Origin of the sequence: Thalassobaculum fulvum (genome assembly GCF_014652915.1) — a bacterium.
Classification (GTDB): domain Bacteria; phylum Pseudomonadota; class Alphaproteobacteria; order Thalassobaculales; family Thalassobaculaceae; genus Thalassobaculum_A; species Thalassobaculum_A fulvum.
In genome coordinates, this window is the sequence record NZ_BMZS01000004.1 from 408,612 (window position 1) to 425,017 (window position 16,406).

The following is a 16,406-nucleotide window of genomic DNA, read 5'->3' on the forward strand; positions in this document are numbered from 1 at the left end:
TGTGTTCCGATCGTCAGCCGCCGAGCGCCCGGACCATCTCGGTCGCGCGTCCGCGGAGTCGGCTCGGCGTCGTCGCGTCGTCGGCCAGCGACTTGTAGAGCGCCAGCGCCTTGTCGGTCTCGCCGGCCTGCAGGCGGATCGCGGCCTCGGTCTCGACCGCCAGCGGGCGCCACGGGTTGCCGTCCACCAGTGCCGGCGCGAGCTCGCCGACCAGGGTCGCGGCGTCGACCGAACCGATGCGCATCCGCGCGGCCCAGACCCGGGCGAGGTCGGCATACGGTGCCTCGCCCTCGGCCGCGACCCTCCGGAACACGGCGAGCGCGGCATCGACGTCGCCGGCGGCGGCCAGGGCCGACGCCTCGCGAAGCCGGGCCAGGGTCGCATAGCCACTGCCGGCGTCCTCGGCCAGCCCGGCGAACGCCTCGGCCGCTTCCTTCGGCTTGCCGGACGTCGCGAGATCGGCCGCGGCCTCGTAGCGGTCGCCCCGTTCGGCCTGGCGCTCGGCACTGTAGCGGGTCCAGAACACGTTCCCGGACACTGCCAGCACGACGCCGACGGCCACGGCGATCACCCAGCCGCCGTAGCGCTGCCACAGCTTCGCAGCCTTCTCCTGCTGAAGCTCCTCGTCGATCTCGCGGAAGATGTCGGCCACGTTCGTCGTCTCCTGATCGATGGCCGGCCCGGCCACCGCTGGCTGCGGGCGCGCCACCGTAGCGAGGCGCCTGCCCGAAATCAAACTAGCACGTCGCCACGCGACGTTGCGCGGGGTTTACCCCAGGCGCGAATTCGGGAAAACTCCTTCTGTAACAATTCGGCAATCGGGGGATTCGAACCAGCCGATGGACAATCTGATCCGCCTCCAAAGAGACCGGAAATCCCTCGGACATTTCTTCTTCACGCGCGGCGAGCTGGGCCAGCTCCTGTCGCTCTACTCGAGCCGGGTGGCATCGGGCGAGTGGCGGGACTACGCGCTCGACCACCTCGACGACATGGCGCTGTTCTCGATCTTCCGGCACACCCACGAGCGGCCGCTCTACTCGGTCGCCAAGGTCCAGCCCAAGGGCCAGCGCCGCCCGAGCTATGCCCTGTACAGCGGCCCGAAGCGGCTGAAGACCGCCCAGAACCTGCGCGACCTGCTGCTGGCCTTCGACAAGCTGCCGCGCCTCGTGACCGGCTGAGCCCGGATCCCCTCCGACCCCGATATCCCCGTTCCCGGGGCCAACCTGACGACCCCGGCGCCGCCGGATCGGCCGGCGTCGCCGTCGACGCCCCTTGTTCGCCGCGAATGTTCCTGTTATGTTCTCATTCCAAGGAACGGACATGGACGGTCGTGTCATGGGACGGATGAAGCGGGAGCTGCTCGAGCGGGAAGACAACGCGTTGCGGGTGGAGCGGCTGGCCGACCTGCTGGCCGGGCGGGTCGGCGTGGCGTGCTCCTGCAACCGCTGCGGCCATCGGGCCGAGGCGCCGGTGACCCTGCTGCTCGCCCAGCTCGGGCCGGACTTTCCGGTACCCGAGATCGGGACCCGCATGCGCTGCGGGTCCTGCGGTTCGAAGGACGTGGCCACGCGCCCCGCACCGGTCGCCGAGCAGCGGCTGTCCCAGGCGGCGGTCGGATAGGCGCGGCACCGCCGGGCGGGCAAAATCTGCCGACGGGAAAGCCGCGACCGCCGGGGTGGCTTCCAGCAGCACCCGGTTCGTTGCGAATCGCCGGGGTTCCGTAGCCTCGCCAGCGGCACGGCGGTTGCAGAACGGGTGGACGGCACCGCCCGGACGGCGGTCCGCTCCGCAACCAGCCAACGGAGGCGCCTCTGCCATGTCCCCCCAAGCCGACACCGATCTCTCTTCGAACGACCGGCGGCGCGACCGACGGATCGACGCCCCGATGACCGTGGTCATCGGCAATACTCCCTACGCGATCGGCGACTGGAGCCTGGGCGGCGCCCGGATCGTCGACTACGTCGGCACCCTGACGCCGGGCGACGTCGCGCAGCTTCGCGTCCTGGTCCCGACCGCCGGTCCCGGGGCGCTGTTCCGGACCGAAGGGCGGGTCCAGCGGGTCGACCCCGACAGCGGCTCGCTGGGCCTCGAGTTCGAGGAACTCGACACCGTCGCGTTCGCCACGCTGAACCGGTATTTTCGAGAGCGTCTGTTCCGCGGCCACGCCTGACCGCGGGACGGAAGACGCGTCATGACTGCCGAGCGACGCATGCGCCGACCGACTGCCTCCGCTTCGTCCACGGCCGCGGGCCGGGCTCCGGCCCGGCCGGTCGCCGACCGGAGCGACGACGACGCCGACTCCGAACCGCTCTTCCCGAGCCTGCGCAAGCGCCCGGCCGAAGAGCGTGCCGACGAGATCGTCGACGCCCTGAAGGACGCGATCCTGAACCCCGGCCGAGGCGACGGTGGCACCGGCATGGCCTATGCCGACTGGGCCAAGGTGGCCCGCAAGCGCATCACCCGGGCGATCCGCGAGGCCGAGGCTTCGGCCTCGATGCGCGAACTGATGTCGGCCCACCGGATCGGCGGCATGTGCCTGAGGGTCGGCTTCATGCTGCTGGCCTCGGTGATGGCGTTCACCGCGTTCTGGTACGGGATCGTGCACATCTGGCGCACCTACGGCGCGGCCTGGGGGCTCGGCGCGACGCTGTCGGCGCTCGGGCTTTCGTTCGCGTTCGTGGTCTCCGGCCTGTTGATGAGCAGCAGCGACATCGACGAGATGCGGAGCAAGATCCGCGACCGCTTCGGCGGCGACCGCTGAGAGGCGGCGATTGCCGGTCGGCGCCCCCGGCGGCTATCGTCGCCGGGACGAGAACCGACCGGGAGACGCCTCCATGAACCTCGACCTGACCGGCAAGCGCGCGATCATCAGCGCCGGCGGTGCCGGCATCGGCCGCAGGACCGCCGAACTGTTCACCGCCGCCGGTGCCCGGGTGGTCGTCTGCGACCTCGACGCCGACGCGCTGGAAACCGCCAAGGCCAGCATTCCCGGACTCGAAGGGTCGGTCTGCGACGTCGCCGACGCCGGCGCCTACCAGGCGTTCCTGGAGGGCGCCATCGACCGGCTCGGGGGGCTCGACATCATGGTCAACAACGCCGGCACCGCCGGCCCGACCGCCCCGGTCGAGGAGGTGGCGCTGGAGGACTGGACGGCCTGCCTGACCGTCAACATGACCAGCGCGTTCCTCGGCACCCGCACCGCGGTGCCGGCGCTCAAGAAGGCCGGCGGCGGCAGCATCGTGAACCTGTCCTCGGCCGCCGGGAAGTTCGCCTTCCCGATGCGCAGCCCGTACTCCGCCGCCAAGTTCGGCATCGTCGGCTTCACCCGCACCTGCGCGATGGAGCTCGGCCAGTACGGCATCCGCGTCAACTGCATCCAGCCCGGTCCGGTCGAGGGTGCGCGCATCGACCGGGTGATCAGGGCCAAGGCCGAGGCCCAGGGCATCTCCGAGAACGCCATGCGCGACCAGATGACCTCGGGAACCCATCTGCGGTCGTTCGTCACCGCCAGCGACATCGCCCACCAGATCCTGTTCCTGTGCTCGGACGCCGGCTGCCGTATCACCGGCCAGGCACTGAGCGTGGACGCGGGGCTGGAAGGGCTGATGTAACCGGCAAATGGTGCGGCGACTCGCCCGGCTGCTGCTCGTCCTGGCGCTGGCCGCCGCGGTTCCGGCGGCCGCCGCCGAGGACCCGACCGGTGCGGCCATCGCCACCCTGAACGCCGCGCGCGCCGACCGCGGGCTGGGACCGGTGGTCGAGCGCCGGGAACTGTCGGCGGCGGCGAGCGATCATGCGGCCGACCTGGCCCGGCACCGGTCTTTCGACCTGGAGGCGTCCGGGACGGTGCCGCTGCGCGAGCGCATGGCCAGGGCAGGATACGTGCCGCCGGCCAGCCGGACCCTGCTGACCGCCGGCTATCCGGACATCGGGCTGCTGTTCGAGAGCCTGCTGGGCGAGGACGCGTCGGTCGCGGCCTTGCTGGACCCGGACGTCGGCGAGATCGGCATCGGGCACACGCCCGGCCCGTACCGGGTCGCCGACGGCAGGATCGTCACCCACACCTGGCTGCTGATCCTGGCGCAGACCCGGTTCCAGCCGGTCGCCGACCCCGGCGGCCGGCTGCTGGCGGCGATCAACCGGGCACGGGGCCAACGCGGGATCGGAGCGGTCAGTCCGGTCGCCGGCCTCACCGCCGCCGCCCAGGACCATGCGCGCGACATGGTGGCCCGCGGCTACTTCGATCACCGGTCTCCGGAGGGCCGCAGCATCGCCGACCGGGCCCAGGGCCGGCACTACGACTTCCGCAAGATCGGCGAGAACCTGGCGGTCGGTCAGGCGACGCCGGACCAGGTGGTCCAGGCCTGGACCGACAGCCCAGGCCACGCCCGGGTGCTGTACGACCCGACGCTTCGCGAGGTCGGGATCGGCTACCTGCCCGGACCGCTCCGGAAGCCGCCGCAGACCTTCAACCACGTCTGGGTGGCGGTATTCGGCACCCGCCGGTAGGTGTCCCGGGAGGGGGCCGCGAACCGGCCGGTCAGTCGCCGCGCCGGATCGCCGCCATGCCGAGGCCGGCGGCGATCAGCAGGCCGCCGGCCGCCCGGTCGAACCACATCACGACCGCCGGCCGGGTCGCGAAGCGCCGTAGCCGCCCGGCGAGCCCGCCATAGGCCGCCAGCACCACGAACTCGACCGCCACCGAGGTCAGGCCGAGCAACAGCAGCTGGGCCGCGACGTTGCCGGCCGGATCGACGAACTGCGGCAGCAGCGCCCCGAAGAACAGGATCGACTTGGGATTTGCCGCCTGCACCAGAAAGCCGCGCCGCAGCACCCGCCAGGCCCCCGCCGGCCTGGCCCGTGCCACCGCCAGCGCCTCCGGCCGGGCCAGCAAGGCCTGCAAGCCGATCCACAGCAGGTAGGCCACGCCCAGCCACTTGATCGCGAAGAACACCTCGTAGGACGCCAGCAGCAGGGCGCCGAGGCCGGTCGCCGACACCGCAAAGTACAGGGTGTTGGCCGACAGGATCCCGAGGCCCGCGGCGATCGCCGGGCGCGGTCCCTGCACCAGCCCCTGCCCCATGACGAACAGGACGGCGGGTCCCGGCACCAGGCAGAGCAGGGTCTCGAGGACGGTGAAGGCGATCCAGGTCTCAAAGGACATCGGGCTCTCCAGCGCGTTCGGCTGCAACGCTAGACCAGACCACCCTCGGGAAACCAGCCGCGAAGACCGCAGAAAGGTTCCGGACCGGCCGGATTGCGGATACCCTTGGGGCGTCGCACCATTGCCGAGAGCCGTCCCATGCGTGCGTACGTCCTGGCCTTGAGCCTGATCCTTCTCGTCGCCGGCGGTGCCCGGACAAGTGCCGCCAGCCATCCCGATCCCGCCGCGCACGATCACAGCGACCGGATCGGCGTCCTGCCGGACTCCTGGGTGGAGACCCTGGAGAGCGCGCATATCAGCGAGCAGACCGCCCTGATCGCGGGCGGTGCCACCGCCGCCGCGCTCGGCGTCGGCGCCGTGGCCGGCGCGTCCGCCGGCGGTGCCACCGGGGCCACGCTGTTCGCCCTCTGGCTCGCACATTGGCCGGTGCAGATCGCCCTGATGGGCGGCACCGGGTATCTCGCCTGGAACTATCTGTGGCCGGAGCCGCGGAAGCCGCTGGTGGTGGCGCCGGGCCCGTCGATCGACATCGGCTGGCGTCCCTAGCGGAACCTCAGCCGTACAGCGCAGGCACCAGGCCTGGAACCAGCCAGGCGATCAGGATCGCGACGGCCGACGGCACCGCGACGACGACGGCGGTCGCCAGCGGCCGCAGCGCCGGGCTGGCGAGCGCCGGGACCCGCCTCGCCAGTGCCGGCACCACCGGCTGGAACAGCAGGGCCGACAGCGCCAGCAGCACCAGCGTACCGTTGGCCGGCGTCAGCAGAGCCGCATTGCCGGCCAGTACCAGAGCCACGCCGGACCCGCCCAGCAGGCCGGCCGCCCCGAAGCCGAACCGCCGCCGCGGCCAGTTGCTCGCCAGCCAGCCGAGCCCGCAGGCGGCCAGCGGCAGCCCGATCGCCGCCAGTTCCGGCGCACCCGACACCAGGCCGAGACAGGCGACACCGCCGGCAACAACGGCGGCGGTGACAGGGCCCTGAAGACCGTCGCCGGAAAGCTGGCCGAGCCTGGCGAGCAGCAGCCCGAGCACCAGCGACACCTCGCCGAACCGGTACAGGCTGCTGTCCTGCCCGTTCAGCAGCTCCGGCCCGCCGAGCCAGGCGATGCCGACCGCCGGCCACGCCAGGGCCGCCATGATGGTCAGGATGCGGCCGCGGGTCCCGAGGTCGATCGCCAGCCCCAGGAGCCCGCCCCCGAGCGCCAGCCAGGCGAGCTTGTCGATCGCCTCGGTCGGCGGCGTCCAGGGCCAGCCGGGCTGCACGGCGTAGCCGGCGATCATCCCGGCCGGGACAGCGACCGAGGCGATCCGCGCGGCCTCGTTCCGCCCGCCGATCAGGCGGACCAGCACCGCCACCGCGACGGTGACGGCGAGGGGCACGACGAGCCGGGCCAGATAGGTGTCGGTACTCGGCATGAACTCAGGATGGCAAGGAACGGCCGACCGGTCACGCGGGGATGGTGCCGGCGGCCGGAGCCGGCCGAGGATACGACCGCAGGCGTTCGAACAGCCGCTCCAGGAAGCGCCCGGCGTCAAGGTCGACGACCACCTCCGCGTTCGGCTCGCCCGAGGCGAAATCGGCGACGGTCCGCCCGCGCTCGGCTCCGGCGTCGGTCACCACGCTCAGCCGGGCCGGCCGGCGCTCGAACAGCTCGGGCCAGACCAGCACCGCCAGCGCCATGGCGTCGTGGACGTAGGCGCCCGGACGGTCGGTCCCGACATTGGCGTGATACGACCGCAGCAGCGCCGCCGCCTCCGGCGCGACCCCCTCGCCGCTGGCCGCCAACTCGTCGATCATCGCGAAGGTCACCGGCGCCCGATGGGTCGCGTCGAGCGGCACCAGCACCGGCCGCAGGCCGGATTCGACCACCGTGCGCGCCGCCTCGGGATCGAAGAACACGTTGAACTCGGCCGCCGGGGTGACGTTGCCGCGCTCCAGCCCGCCGCCCATGACCACCAGGGTGTCGATCCGCGACGCCACCTCGGGCCGCTTGACCAGCGCGACGGCGAGGTTGGTCAGCGGCCCGACTGCGGCCACCGCCAGGCCCGGCCGGTCGGCCGCCTGCTCGACGATCGCGTCGACCCCGTGGCGGGCCGCCAGCCCGCCCGCCTCGCCCGGCAGCGCCACGCCGCCCAGACCGTCGACGCCGTGGACGTGGTCAGCGAACACCGGCTGCGCCAGCATCGGCCGCGGACAGCCGGCGAACACCGGGACCTCGGGCCGGCCGGCCAGCCCCCGCACCCGCATGGCGTTGCGCGAGGTCGAGGCCAGCGAGACGTTGCCCGCGACGGTGGAAACGCCGGTCACCTCCAACGCCTCGGGGACCGAGAACGCCAGCAGCAGCGCGATCGCGTCGTCGATGCCGGGGTCGCAGTCGATCAGCAGGGGACGCGGCGCAAGCGGGCTCTGGTCGCTCACCGGGACGGCTCCAAAATCCGTGGACCAGCGACCATATCGACACGGGCCGGTCGCGTCATCCCCGCAGCCGGCGACCGCCTTCACGGTTGCGTCGGCGGTCGGCCATGCGATAAGCCCATCCGTCCCTGTACACAGTCCGGGAGAACGGCCGTGACGCCAAACGACATCGCCCAGGTTCAGAACTATCTGCGGCGGCGCTTCTCGAACCCGCGTATCGGCCTGGTCCGGCGCGGCAAGAAGACCGACTCCGTGGAGGTGATGCTGGAGGACGAGTTCATTGGCGTCATCTACAAGGACGTTGAGGAAGGCGAGACCTGCTTCCACTTCCAGATGACGATCCTGGACATCGACCTCGAGGACGTCTGATCCGGCAGACAATGGACCTTCGCGCCCTGATCGCCGAGGAGCGCGCCGCAGCCGAAGGTCCGTCCGCCGCGGCCTATGCCGAACTGCTGAAGCGCCGGCTCGCGAGCCGCCCGATCATCCTGGACGCCGAGCTGCTCGAACGGACCATCGTGTGCAAGCCGTGGGCCGACGCGCTCCGCGGGGTCGCCGGGCCGCTGCTGGTACAGACGGCGTCGTGCCCGGAAGCACTGGTCCTGGTCAACACCTTCCCGCGGGTCCCCACCGCCGCCGCCGAGACGATCCTCGTCCAGGAACTCGGGCTGCGGCGCGACACCCTGCACTCCGCCAATGCCGGCTTCGACCAGGTCTTCGACCGGATGTCCGCGATCCGCGCGTTCCGCCCGAAGACGCTGGTGCGCGGCCACGTCATCGCCTCGGTCCGGGTCCGAGCCTACCTGGACCTGCTCGGCGTCCGGCCGATCCTGCTGGTCCGCGACATCTTCGATACCATCGCCAGCTACGCCGACGACCGCACGGATCGCCCGGTCGCTCCCGGCTATCAGCTCGCGTCGCGGTCACCCGCAGAGCGGCGGCGGATCCAGACGCTGCGCATGGCCTCCTACCTCGTCGACTTCTACGCCTCCTGGATGGCCGCCCAGACCGACGGCCGGTGCACGGTGCAGCGCTGGGAGGACGTGCGGCAGGACTGGCCCGGCTTCGTCGTCGACAGGCTCGCGGAACACGGACGGACGGTCGACCGGGCATCGATCGCCGAACGCCTGGCCGCAATGCCCGCCCAGGCGCACTCGAGTCCCGGGCACGGCGCGACCCTGTCGGACGAGGACAGGGCCCTGGTCCGCAGCCTGTATGTCCAGTACCCGCATCTCGACTTCCGGCCGATCGACGCCGGCGCGCCCGTGGCCTGACCGCCCTCCGCTTCGATCGTGTCGTGCCGATGACTCCATCGCCGCATCCGAAACACAAAGCGGCGCGCTTCTCCCTGCACCCGGCCCGCCTTCCTGCCGAACACCTGGGGCAGTCAATAATCGTCAAGATAACTACTTTTGTTACTTGATCCTCAACACGGGATTACCGAATTATTACCGCGAATTAACGAAAAATCACTGCAACACCCGCCTATGTACAGAGTCCTAGCAAGGGATCGACAACGGCAGGGGGCTGCTATGAACGCGATGTCGAAACTGACGAGCGAGGTGAGCACGCCGGCGCGGCGATGGGCCGCTCGACTGTGCCTCGCGAAGGACGCAACGCAAGCGAGCCGGATCCTGGATCGGGCGTTTCTCGATCTCGGGTTCGAAGCGGACGACCATCGTCGCCGTGAAGACCGGGACCCGCACGACGGGATTCGCGAGATCGCGGCCCGGAGCGCCACGAACGACCGCGAGGCTTCGGTCCATGCGCTCCACCTCGCATCCTGGTCGAACGGAACCAAGCGGCCATGCTGCGGGAGCCACGAGCGTTCCGCCCGTCGCCCCCATGACGGGCTCGCCGGGAACGGCACCGCCGGTGCCGAGGACCTGCGGTTCCTGGCCGAGCTCTACCGGCGTCTCCACCGGGAAACGGTCCACGGCAAGTGCGAATGCGAGCGGATCGCGGAGCCGACGCCGCTCAACCAGAAGCAGATCGAGTGCCTACGCTGGGCGGCGGCCGGCAAGTCGTACGGCGATATCGCCGCCATCGTCGGGATCAGCGAGCGGACGGTGCGCTATCATCTGGACAACGCCCGGAGCGTGTACGGCTTCGCGACGATCACCCAGGCCATCGTGCAGGCCGCCAAGCAGCTGGACTTCGATCCGCTGGACGCCCGGTAGTGCACCAACCGCGCCGACGGGCAACGGAACGGCTGCTGACGGCATCCTGTCAGCAGCCGTTCGATTCCGGCGGTCTCGGCGCAAGCGCCGGAGTGCGGCCGGGGCGCCGGTCCCGTAGAGTGACCCCGATAGAGCACAACCGGCAGGAGACCAGGGCGTGTCGGAACCCTCGACGCCAGGCATTCGCATCGGGCAAGGCATTCGCATCGGAATAGGCGGCTGGACGTACGAGCCCTGGCGCGGCCCGTTCTATCCGGCCGGGCTGCCGCACAAGCGCGAGTTGGAGTACGCCGGCCGCCGGCTCACCAGCATCGAGGTGAACGGCACGTTCTACGGCTCGCAGAAGCCCGAGAGCTTCGCGCGCTGGCACGACGAGACCCCGGACGGCTTCGTGTTCTCGCTGAAGGGCCCGCGCTACGCCACCAACCGCAAGGTCCTGGCCGAGGCCGGCGCCTCGGTCGAGCGCTTCCTGACCGGCGGCCTGCTCGAGCTCAAGGACAAGCTCGGGCCGATCAACTGGCAGCTCGCCGCCACCAAGAAGTTCGACCCGGAGGATTTCGAGGGTTTCCTGAAGCTGCTGCCGGCCTCGGTCGAGGGCCGGGCGTTGCGCCACGCCGTCGAGGTCCGGCACCCCAGCTTCCAGACCCCGGAGGTGATCGACCTGGCCCGCCGGTACGGCGTGGCGATCGTGGTGGCCGGCGACAGCGACTACCCGACCATCGCCGACCCGACCGCCGACTTCGTGTATGCCCGCATCATGGGGACCAGCGAGGGCGAGCCGCTCGGCTATTCCCCGGCGGCCCTCGACCGCTGGGCCGAACGGGCGCGCATCTGGGCGGCCGGCGGCATGGCGGAAGGGCTGGAGACCGTGGGACCGGCGGCCGAGCGGCGTCCGCGCGACGTGTTCCTGTACGTCATCAGCGGCCACAAGGTCGGCAATCCGGCGGCCGCGCAGGCGCTGATCGAGCGGATCGGCTGACCGTGCCGCTGCAGAACCGGGTGACGCCGTTCGGCGAGATCGTGGCGGTGCCGGAGCGCGGCCTGTTCACCGGCAACCGCGGCATCATCCACGACCCGGCGACCCGCACCCTGCTGAACCGGCGCTGGACCACCAAGGCCTGGATCACCTGCGTCTGCGAGTTTCGCGGCCGCAGGCGCGAAGTCATGGCCCAGCGCGGCTGGACCGAGCTGTTCTTCCTCGACGAGGCGACCGCGCTGGCCGCCGGACACCGGCCCTGCTTCTACTGCCGGCGCGCCGACGCCGTGCGGTTTCGCGACGCCTGGGCCGCCGGCAACGGCATCGCGCGCCCGCTCGCCCCGGTCATGGACGCGACGCTGCACGCCGAGCGGCTGGAGCGCCGGGCCAAGCGGCGGCATCCCCTGCCCCGGTCGCTCGGCGAGCTGCCCGACGGCACCATGGTCGCGGCCGACGGCGAGGCGTTTCTGGTCAACCGCGGCCGGCTGTTGCGCTGGAGCCCCGCGGGCTACCGGCCGGCCGACCCGCTCCCCATCTGTCAGGCGATGATCACCCCGCCCTCCACCGTCGCCGCCCTTGCTGCCGGCTACCGCCCGGTCCTGCACCCGAGCGCGGCCGCTGCGGGGATCGGTCCATGACCGACCTGTTCGGCGACACCGAGCCCCTCGGACCGGCACGCGAGGACCTGGCCCCGGGCGCGGTGGTGCTGCACGGCCGGGCGCTGGCGCTGCAGGACGACCTGCTGGCGGCGGTCGATGCGGTCGCGGCCGAGGCCCCGTTCCGGCGCATGGTGACCCCCGGCGGCTTCCGGATGTCGGTCGCCATGACCAATTGCGGGACCGCCGGCTGGGTAACCGACCGCAAGGGCTACCGCTATTCCCCGACCGATCCGGAGACCGGCAAGCCCTGGCCGGCGATGCCCTCGGCGTTCCTGCGCCTCGCCGCCGCGGCGGCGGCCGAAGCCGGGTTCCCGGGCTTCGTGCCGGACGCCTGCCTGATCAACCGCTACGAGCCGGGGGCCCGGCTGTCGCTGCACCAGGACCGCGACGAGCGCGACTTCGGCCAGCCGATCGTCTCGGTGTCGCTCGGCCTGCCGGCGACCTTCCAGTTCGGCGGCCAGAAGCGCGCCGACCCGGTGCGCAAGGTGGCGCTGCGCCACGGCGACGTGGTGGTCTGGGGCGGCCCGTCGCGGCTGTTCTTCCACGGCGTTCTGGCCCTGAAGGACGGCGAGCATCCGGCGACCGGCCGGACGCGGATCAACCTGACGCTCCGCAAGGCGCTCTGACCGCCGCTCTCAGCGCAACAGCATCCAGAGCCCGAGCCCCAGCAGGACCGCGCCGCCGGCACCGCGGCTGAACGCGGCGTAGCGGGTGTCGACGGCCTTCTGCACGGCGAACGCCGCGAGGCCGAACACCACCAGGTCGTCGAGCATGAAGAACGCCACGTACAGCGCGATGTAGCCGTAATGGGCGAGCGGCGGGAGCCCGGTCAGCGCGAGCGTGTGGGCGTAGACGGCCGGCAGTGCCGCCGAGCAGGCGAACTCGATGGCGTTGACGGTGAACGCCAGCCCGACCATCAGCACCAGGCTGACGAGACCGACGGGGGCCAGCACGACCCGGCGGGCCCACCGCATGGTGCGCTGCCGGCTCTCGAAGTCGCCGACCTCGCAGACGATCACGCCGCGGCTGACCGCCAGCCGGTACAGGTGGTCGGCGCCGAAGCCGATGGCGGTCAGCCCGACCAACTGGGTCAGCGGCCGGATGTAGCCGAGCACCATGAAGGCGTTCAGCCAGGCGGTCATCAGCAGGAAGTAGATCGCCCCGGAGGCGACCACGAACGTACCGACCAGCCACCAGATCTTGGCGCGGTCCTGCAGCCCGGCGATCAGCGAGATCAGGTAGACCAGCACCCACATGGCGCACGGGTTGAAGCCGTCGGCGAGCCCCATGACGACGGTCAGCAGCGGCAGCGAGTAACGCGCCGGGTCGATGGTGCCGAGCAGCGGCAGCCGCAGTTCCGCGGCCTCGCCCGGCGGGCCGGAACCGGCGAGGCTGCCGGTCGCCAGCGCCCGCAGCGCCGGGCCGGTCGCCCCGGCGCTCTCGAACCCGATCAGGTAGCGGTCGCCGCGCACGAACATCGGCACGCCGAGCTCGTCGTCCGGCACCCCGAACGACCGGGCGGCGGCCAGCAGCAGGGCGTGGCCGGAAGCGGTCGCGGTGTCGTGCAGGTCGTAGGCGAGGTCCGTCTGGCCGGCCAGGAACGCGATGGCCCGGTGGCAGTGCGGGCAGTCGGGATGGAAGAACACGTGCAGCCGGTCGCCCCGCTCCCAGGCCGGCGCGGCGGCCGGCGGTGCGGTGCGATCGGCGACCTGCAGCAATGCGAACGCGGCCGCCAGCAGCACGACGACGGCAATCCGGAACCGGAACGGCGTGAGCGCGGCGAGACGGAGCATGCGACCCTTCGTCGAGCGGGTCGCCAGAGTAGCGTGCCTGGAGCCCCGACGGGTTGATCCGCCTCAAGCGTCAGGCCTGCGGTCGGTGCAATCTTACCGTTGATAACAACGGCCGCCAGTCGCAATATGACCATCTACATGGTCAGGAGCGCCACATGGATGCCGTCAGTCTGGCCGAAGCGAAGGCCCATCTGAGCGAGTTGGTCGACCGGGTCGAAGCGGGCGACTCGATCGACATCACCCGGCGCGGCAAGGCGGTCGCGAGGCTCACGGCCCTGTCCAGGCCGCGCAAGCCGATCGACGCGGCACAACTCCGGTCCGTGACAGCCTCCATGCCCCCGCAAGCCCCCGACGCCGCCGATCTGGTGCGATCGATGCGGGACGGCGACCGCTACTGATGATCTATCTCGACACGTCGCTGATCGTCGCGGCGCTTTCCAACGAAGCGATGACCCCGCGGGTCCAGGACTGGCTGGCGGAGCAGGACGCGGCGCAACTGCTGATCAGCGACTGGACCGTAACCGAGATGTCGTCCGCCCTGGCGATCAAGCTGCGGACCGGCCAGATCACGCTGGCCCAGCGCGCGGCGGCTCTCGCGATGTTCAACAAGCTGATCGCCGAGAGCCTGTCCGTGCTGCCGGTGACGGGCGCCCACTTCCGGACGGCGGCGAAGTTCGTCGACCAGCACGCACTCGGGCTCCGCGCCGGCGACGCCCTGCACCTCGCGACCGCGTCGGAACACGGCGCTGTCGTGCACACGCTCAACCACCGCCTGGCCGAGGCCGGGCCGGTGATTGGCGTACCGACGAGACTGCTCGAGTGACCGGGGTCGATGCCTGCCGCGTGTCGGCCGCAAGGCGCCAATGCCGGGTTACTAGACCGCCGCTCAAAACGACCCCATTGTCTTGGGTGAATTGGCAATGTCGGCCCAGAGCACCGACTGGCGCGCTGATCTACAGGATGACGACCCGATGGTTGAGCCGACAATCGACCAAACCAAGGCAACCGCCGGGCGGCCCATCATCGGTGTCATGGTCGCTGATTTTCTACCCGTCGATATCGAGGAGGACGTGGAAACGGACCTCGAAGCACCCGGTTTACCTCTTGCTGTAAGACGTATGCCATTTGGTCCATTCGCGGGCCTTGAGTTGTACCTCCCGAGCGCTGTGATGATCTTCATTGCTGCTGGGTACTTCAACGGCTTCCTCGCGAAACTTGGCGAGGACCACTATGATAAGCTCAAACGCGTCGCTAAGCGCCTATTTCACCGATCGTCGACAATTGGAATTACAAAAGTCAGCACGTCCGGCAAGGATAGCTCATCGGGCTTCTCACTTGCCTACTCGGTAACCGGCGAGGTTGTACCGGGTCTCCACTTCAAACTAATTCTGCGGACTGACATTGACCCGGACGCTGGACAGCGCGGAGTCGAAACCTTCCTTAATTTGATTCGAGACATTCATGCGGGTGTACTGGACCAAACGACGATCGATCGTCTGCTCGATCACCGACCCATCGGCGGCACGGTACTGGTAACCTTCGACTCGGAGAGGGGCGAGATCGTGACGGTCCCACCACATTTAGGACCGCAAAAATAACAACCTAAACAACTCTTTACGATCCACCCAACACTCGTTCGCTCCGCGACTGACCATCACACTCTAGACCATTGTAAGCTTATTAAATCGGCAGCGCTCCATTTCATTGATTGACCTATAGGCTGCGTCATTCCGAAATTCCCCTCTAGATACCCTACTTGCCTTTGGTTCACGGAGGACGTGTATCTCGCTGCAGGGGATTTCAGCGTACGTCGCAGCGCACCGCGGGTAGCATGCGCATGATACAAACTGTATCGCGAGCCAGGGCGTGAAGTTGATGAGGGAAACAACGTGTCTGTAGCGCCGATATTCAAGTCGCCTTGCGACCTTGCCACCCGGCTACCCGCGATGATCGCGGAGTTTCTGGATATCGAACAACACCTGAAACGCCGCTTTCGTGAGGACAGCATCACGGACATTTTGATCGCCTCGCTATTATCTCTGCCGGGCAACCAAGTAGTGGTCATGACCCCGCCTGAAGCTACGACTGGCGGTGACTTCGATATAATCGTAGTTGAACCTACCAGCAGTAACGCGGTCCAATTTCGGATTCAGGCGAAACGTTTAACCCCTCATCATCATAACTGGCCGATAGGCTCCTACACTGAACTAGCTCACCCGCATAATAGCGGCGTCCAATCCCAGAAACTCGTGGGTAACCTGGGCCGTGAGCTTCTACCGACCATTCCACTCTACGCCTTCTACAATCCGGCCCATGTATGCACGGCCTCGGGCGGCACCGTATCCGGCATCGAGTTGGCAAGCGGTTGGGAGGTCCGCGAATACATCAAAGCGATCGTAAGAGTGAAACCGAAGCGATTGCCACTTAAGCGGATCGGAGCACTGCAACCACTTTTCTTCCCCCTCGCGACGATACTCTGCCCTCCGCAGCAACAGTCTGACGACACGCATTTCCCGTTACCCTCTGTATCACGCGCTGCTGTCGAAGAAGCGATTGAGAAGCGTAGCGGCTTCCCGACGTACACTCGGACTCTGGATGTCGAAACCGAGGCGCAGCAGCGGACCTTGCCTAGCTCCCCACGCGCACCAGTAGATACTCACGCCCAACAACGCCACGGTGGGCACGACCGCGACTCCGGGGAAACACGTCTTCCGGCGATTATTCGCACGGCGATCGAGCGACGAGACGAGCGGATCATCAAGGTGAAGGCAAGACGGCCTCGCATCCTGCTAATCTCCGAACCGAAAGAGAAGTAGACTATTCTGCTGCTCGCCACACGTCACTCTTCGTAACCTGCCCCTGGGTACCCCCTGCTTGAGGTCAGCGGCGCGCCGTCGTTGAGTGTTGACAACTGAACTGCACCAAACGCGCGCGCACTTGGATCACAACGACAAGACGGCCAAGGCCGCATTCAGCCCGTCCGCAGAGACTCTGAACTGGGGACGTGACAGAGATCCGACCGAGAGCCAACTGCCAAAGCTATTTATCATTATAGCCCCTTCGGGGCGAACGGGCGTCGGCCGACCAGCCACACCGACAGGCCGAGTTCGCATCCGAGTGCGTGGACCTCGTCCTTGAGCATCTGACATAGCGGCTCCACCAAATCCAGTCTCAAAAACCCCCTCTCAAGCCACAGAAGCCTGAGGCGGTCCGTCCGAAC

22 protein-coding genes are annotated in these 16,406 nt (G+C 69.2%); 17 read left to right on the forward strand and 5 right to left on the reverse strand.

Going from position 1 to position 16,406, the window contains the following annotated elements; genetic code table 11:
* Positions 1-13 precede the first annotated feature (13 nt).
* On the reverse strand, positions 14-652 hold the full coding sequence (locus IE246_RS11210; protein WP_189989407.1) for a tetratricopeptide repeat protein: 639 nt from the start codon (positions 650-652) through the stop codon (positions 14-16).
* Between the two features lie 187 nt (positions 653-839).
* On the opposite strand from IE246_RS11210, the gene IE246_RS11215 reads away from it, so the two are divergent.
* From IE246_RS11215 to IE246_RS11240, 6 genes are all read left to right on the forward strand, one after another.
* On the forward strand, positions 840-1,178 hold the full coding sequence (locus IE246_RS11215) for a DUF2794 domain-containing protein (RefSeq protein ID WP_189989409.1): 339 nt from the start codon (positions 840-842) through the stop codon (positions 1,176-1,178).
* Between the two features lie 142 nt (positions 1,179-1,320).
* Positions 1,321-1,620, forward strand: a complete 300-nt coding sequence (locus IE246_RS11220) for a hypothetical protein (protein ID WP_229836898.1) — start codon at positions 1,321-1,323, stop codon at positions 1,618-1,620.
* A 196-nt stretch (positions 1,621-1,816) separates the two neighbouring features.
* Positions 1,817-2,170 carry a PilZ domain-containing protein gene (locus IE246_RS11225; protein ID WP_189989412.1) on the forward strand — a complete coding sequence of 118 codons (354 nt, stop codon included), beginning with the start codon at positions 1,817-1,819 and terminating at the stop codon, positions 2,168-2,170.
* A gap of 39 nt (positions 2,171-2,209) precedes the next feature.
* Positions 2,210-2,761, forward strand: a complete 552-nt coding sequence (locus tag IE246_RS11230; RefSeq protein WP_189989414.1) for a hypothetical protein — start codon at positions 2,210-2,212, stop codon at positions 2,759-2,761.
* Positions 2,762-2,834: 73 nt separating this feature from the next.
* On the forward strand, positions 2,835-3,611 hold the full coding sequence (locus IE246_RS11235) for an SDR family oxidoreductase (RefSeq protein ID WP_189989416.1): 777 nt from the start codon (positions 2,835-2,837) through the stop codon (positions 3,609-3,611).
* 7 nt (positions 3,612-3,618) lie between these two features.
* The gene (locus IE246_RS11240) at positions 3,619-4,509 is read left to right on the forward strand and encodes a CAP domain-containing protein (protein ID WP_189989418.1); all 891 of its coding nucleotides are present in this window, start codon (positions 3,619-3,621) and stop codon (positions 4,507-4,509) included.
* 31 nt (positions 4,510-4,540) lie between these two features.
* Here IE246_RS11240 and IE246_RS11245 read toward each other — a convergent pair whose 3' ends face one another.
* Positions 4,541-5,164 (reverse strand): LysE family translocator, encoded by a 624-nt coding sequence (locus IE246_RS11245; protein ID WP_189989420.1) that lies wholly within the window; start codon positions 5,162-5,164, stop codon positions 4,541-4,543.
* Positions 5,165-5,302: 138 nt separating this feature from the next.
* Here IE246_RS11245 and IE246_RS11250 point away from each other — a divergent pair, with 138 nt between their 5' ends.
* Complete coding sequence (locus IE246_RS11250) at positions 5,303-5,710, forward strand: hypothetical protein (RefSeq protein ID WP_189989422.1); 408 nt, start codon at positions 5,303-5,305, stop codon at positions 5,708-5,710.
* A gap of 7 nt (positions 5,711-5,717) precedes the next feature.
* On the opposite strand, the gene IE246_RS11255 is transcribed toward IE246_RS11250, so the two are convergent.
* Together IE246_RS11255 and IE246_RS11260 are read right to left on the reverse strand one after the other, a co-directional pair.
* A complete protein-coding gene (locus tag IE246_RS11255; RefSeq protein WP_189989424.1) occupies positions 5,718-6,578 on the reverse strand; it encodes a hypothetical protein in 861 nt (286 codons plus the stop codon).
* 31 nt (positions 6,579-6,609) lie between these two features.
* Entirely contained in the window at positions 6,610-7,581 is a 972-nt protein-coding gene (locus tag IE246_RS11260) for a nucleoside hydrolase (protein ID WP_189989427.1), read from the reverse strand.
* Positions 7,582-7,731: 150 nt separating this feature from the next.
* On the opposite strand from IE246_RS11260, the gene IE246_RS11265 reads away from it, so the two are divergent.
* The 6 genes from IE246_RS11265 (at position 7,732) to alkB (ending at position 12,019) form a co-directional block, all read left to right on the forward strand.
* A complete protein-coding gene (locus IE246_RS11265; protein WP_189989429.1) occupies positions 7,732-7,947 on the forward strand; it encodes a DUF3126 family protein in 216 nt (71 codons plus the stop codon).
* 11 nt (positions 7,948-7,958) lie between these two features.
* On the forward strand, positions 7,959-8,852 hold the full coding sequence (locus tag IE246_RS11270; protein ID WP_189989430.1) for a hypothetical protein: 894 nt from the start codon (positions 7,959-7,961) through the stop codon (positions 8,850-8,852).
* 258 nt (positions 8,853-9,110) lie between these two features.
* Complete coding sequence (locus IE246_RS11275) at positions 9,111-9,758, forward strand: helix-turn-helix transcriptional regulator (protein ID WP_189989432.1); 648 nt, start codon at positions 9,111-9,113, stop codon at positions 9,756-9,758.
* Positions 9,759-9,915: 157 nt separating this feature from the next.
* Positions 9,916-10,737: a DUF72 domain-containing protein gene (locus IE246_RS11280; RefSeq protein ID WP_229836901.1), complete on the forward strand. Its 822-nt coding sequence runs from the start codon at positions 9,916-9,918 to the stop codon at positions 10,735-10,737.
* 2 nt (positions 10,738-10,739) lie between these two features.
* Positions 10,740-11,372 carry a hypothetical protein gene (locus IE246_RS11285; RefSeq protein WP_189989434.1) on the forward strand — a complete coding sequence of 211 codons (633 nt, stop codon included), beginning with the start codon at positions 10,740-10,742 and terminating at the stop codon, positions 11,370-11,372.
* Positions 11,369-12,019, forward strand: coding sequence for a DNA oxidative demethylase AlkB (gene alkB, locus IE246_RS11290; protein ID WP_189989436.1), 651 nt, complete (start codon positions 11,369-11,371; stop codon positions 12,017-12,019). Before IE246_RS11285 ends, alkB begins: the two co-directional genes overlap by 4 nt.
* A 9-nt stretch (positions 12,020-12,028) precedes the next feature.
* Here the strand turns inward: alkB and IE246_RS11295 are convergent, their stop codons facing one another.
* Entirely contained in the window at positions 12,029-13,186 is a 1,158-nt protein-coding gene (locus IE246_RS11295) for a glutaredoxin family protein (protein WP_189989438.1), read from the reverse strand.
* 53 nt (positions 13,187-13,239) lie between these two features.
* On the opposite strand from IE246_RS11295, the gene IE246_RS11300 reads away from it, so the two are divergent.
* From IE246_RS11300 to IE246_RS11315, 4 genes are all read left to right on the forward strand, one after another.
* Complete coding sequence (locus IE246_RS11300; protein WP_308434487.1) at positions 13,240-13,584, forward strand: type II toxin-antitoxin system Phd/YefM family antitoxin; 345 nt, start codon at positions 13,240-13,242, stop codon at positions 13,582-13,584.
* Positions 13,584-14,009 (forward strand): type II toxin-antitoxin system VapC family toxin, encoded by a 426-nt coding sequence (locus IE246_RS11305; protein ID WP_189989441.1) that lies wholly within the window; start codon positions 13,584-13,586, stop codon positions 14,007-14,009. The genes IE246_RS11300 and IE246_RS11305 overlap by 1 nt, the downstream gene beginning before the upstream one ends.
* A 97-nt stretch (positions 14,010-14,106) precedes the next feature.
* Positions 14,107-14,784 (forward strand): hypothetical protein, encoded by a 678-nt coding sequence (locus IE246_RS11310; RefSeq protein ID WP_189989443.1) that lies wholly within the window; start codon positions 14,107-14,109, stop codon positions 14,782-14,784.
* 291 nt (positions 14,785-15,075) lie between these two features.
* Positions 15,076-16,002: a DUF6615 family protein gene (locus IE246_RS11315; protein WP_308434488.1), complete on the forward strand. Its 927-nt coding sequence runs from the start codon at positions 15,076-15,078 to the stop codon at positions 16,000-16,002.
* The last annotated feature ends 404 nt before the right edge of the window (positions 16,003-16,406 follow it).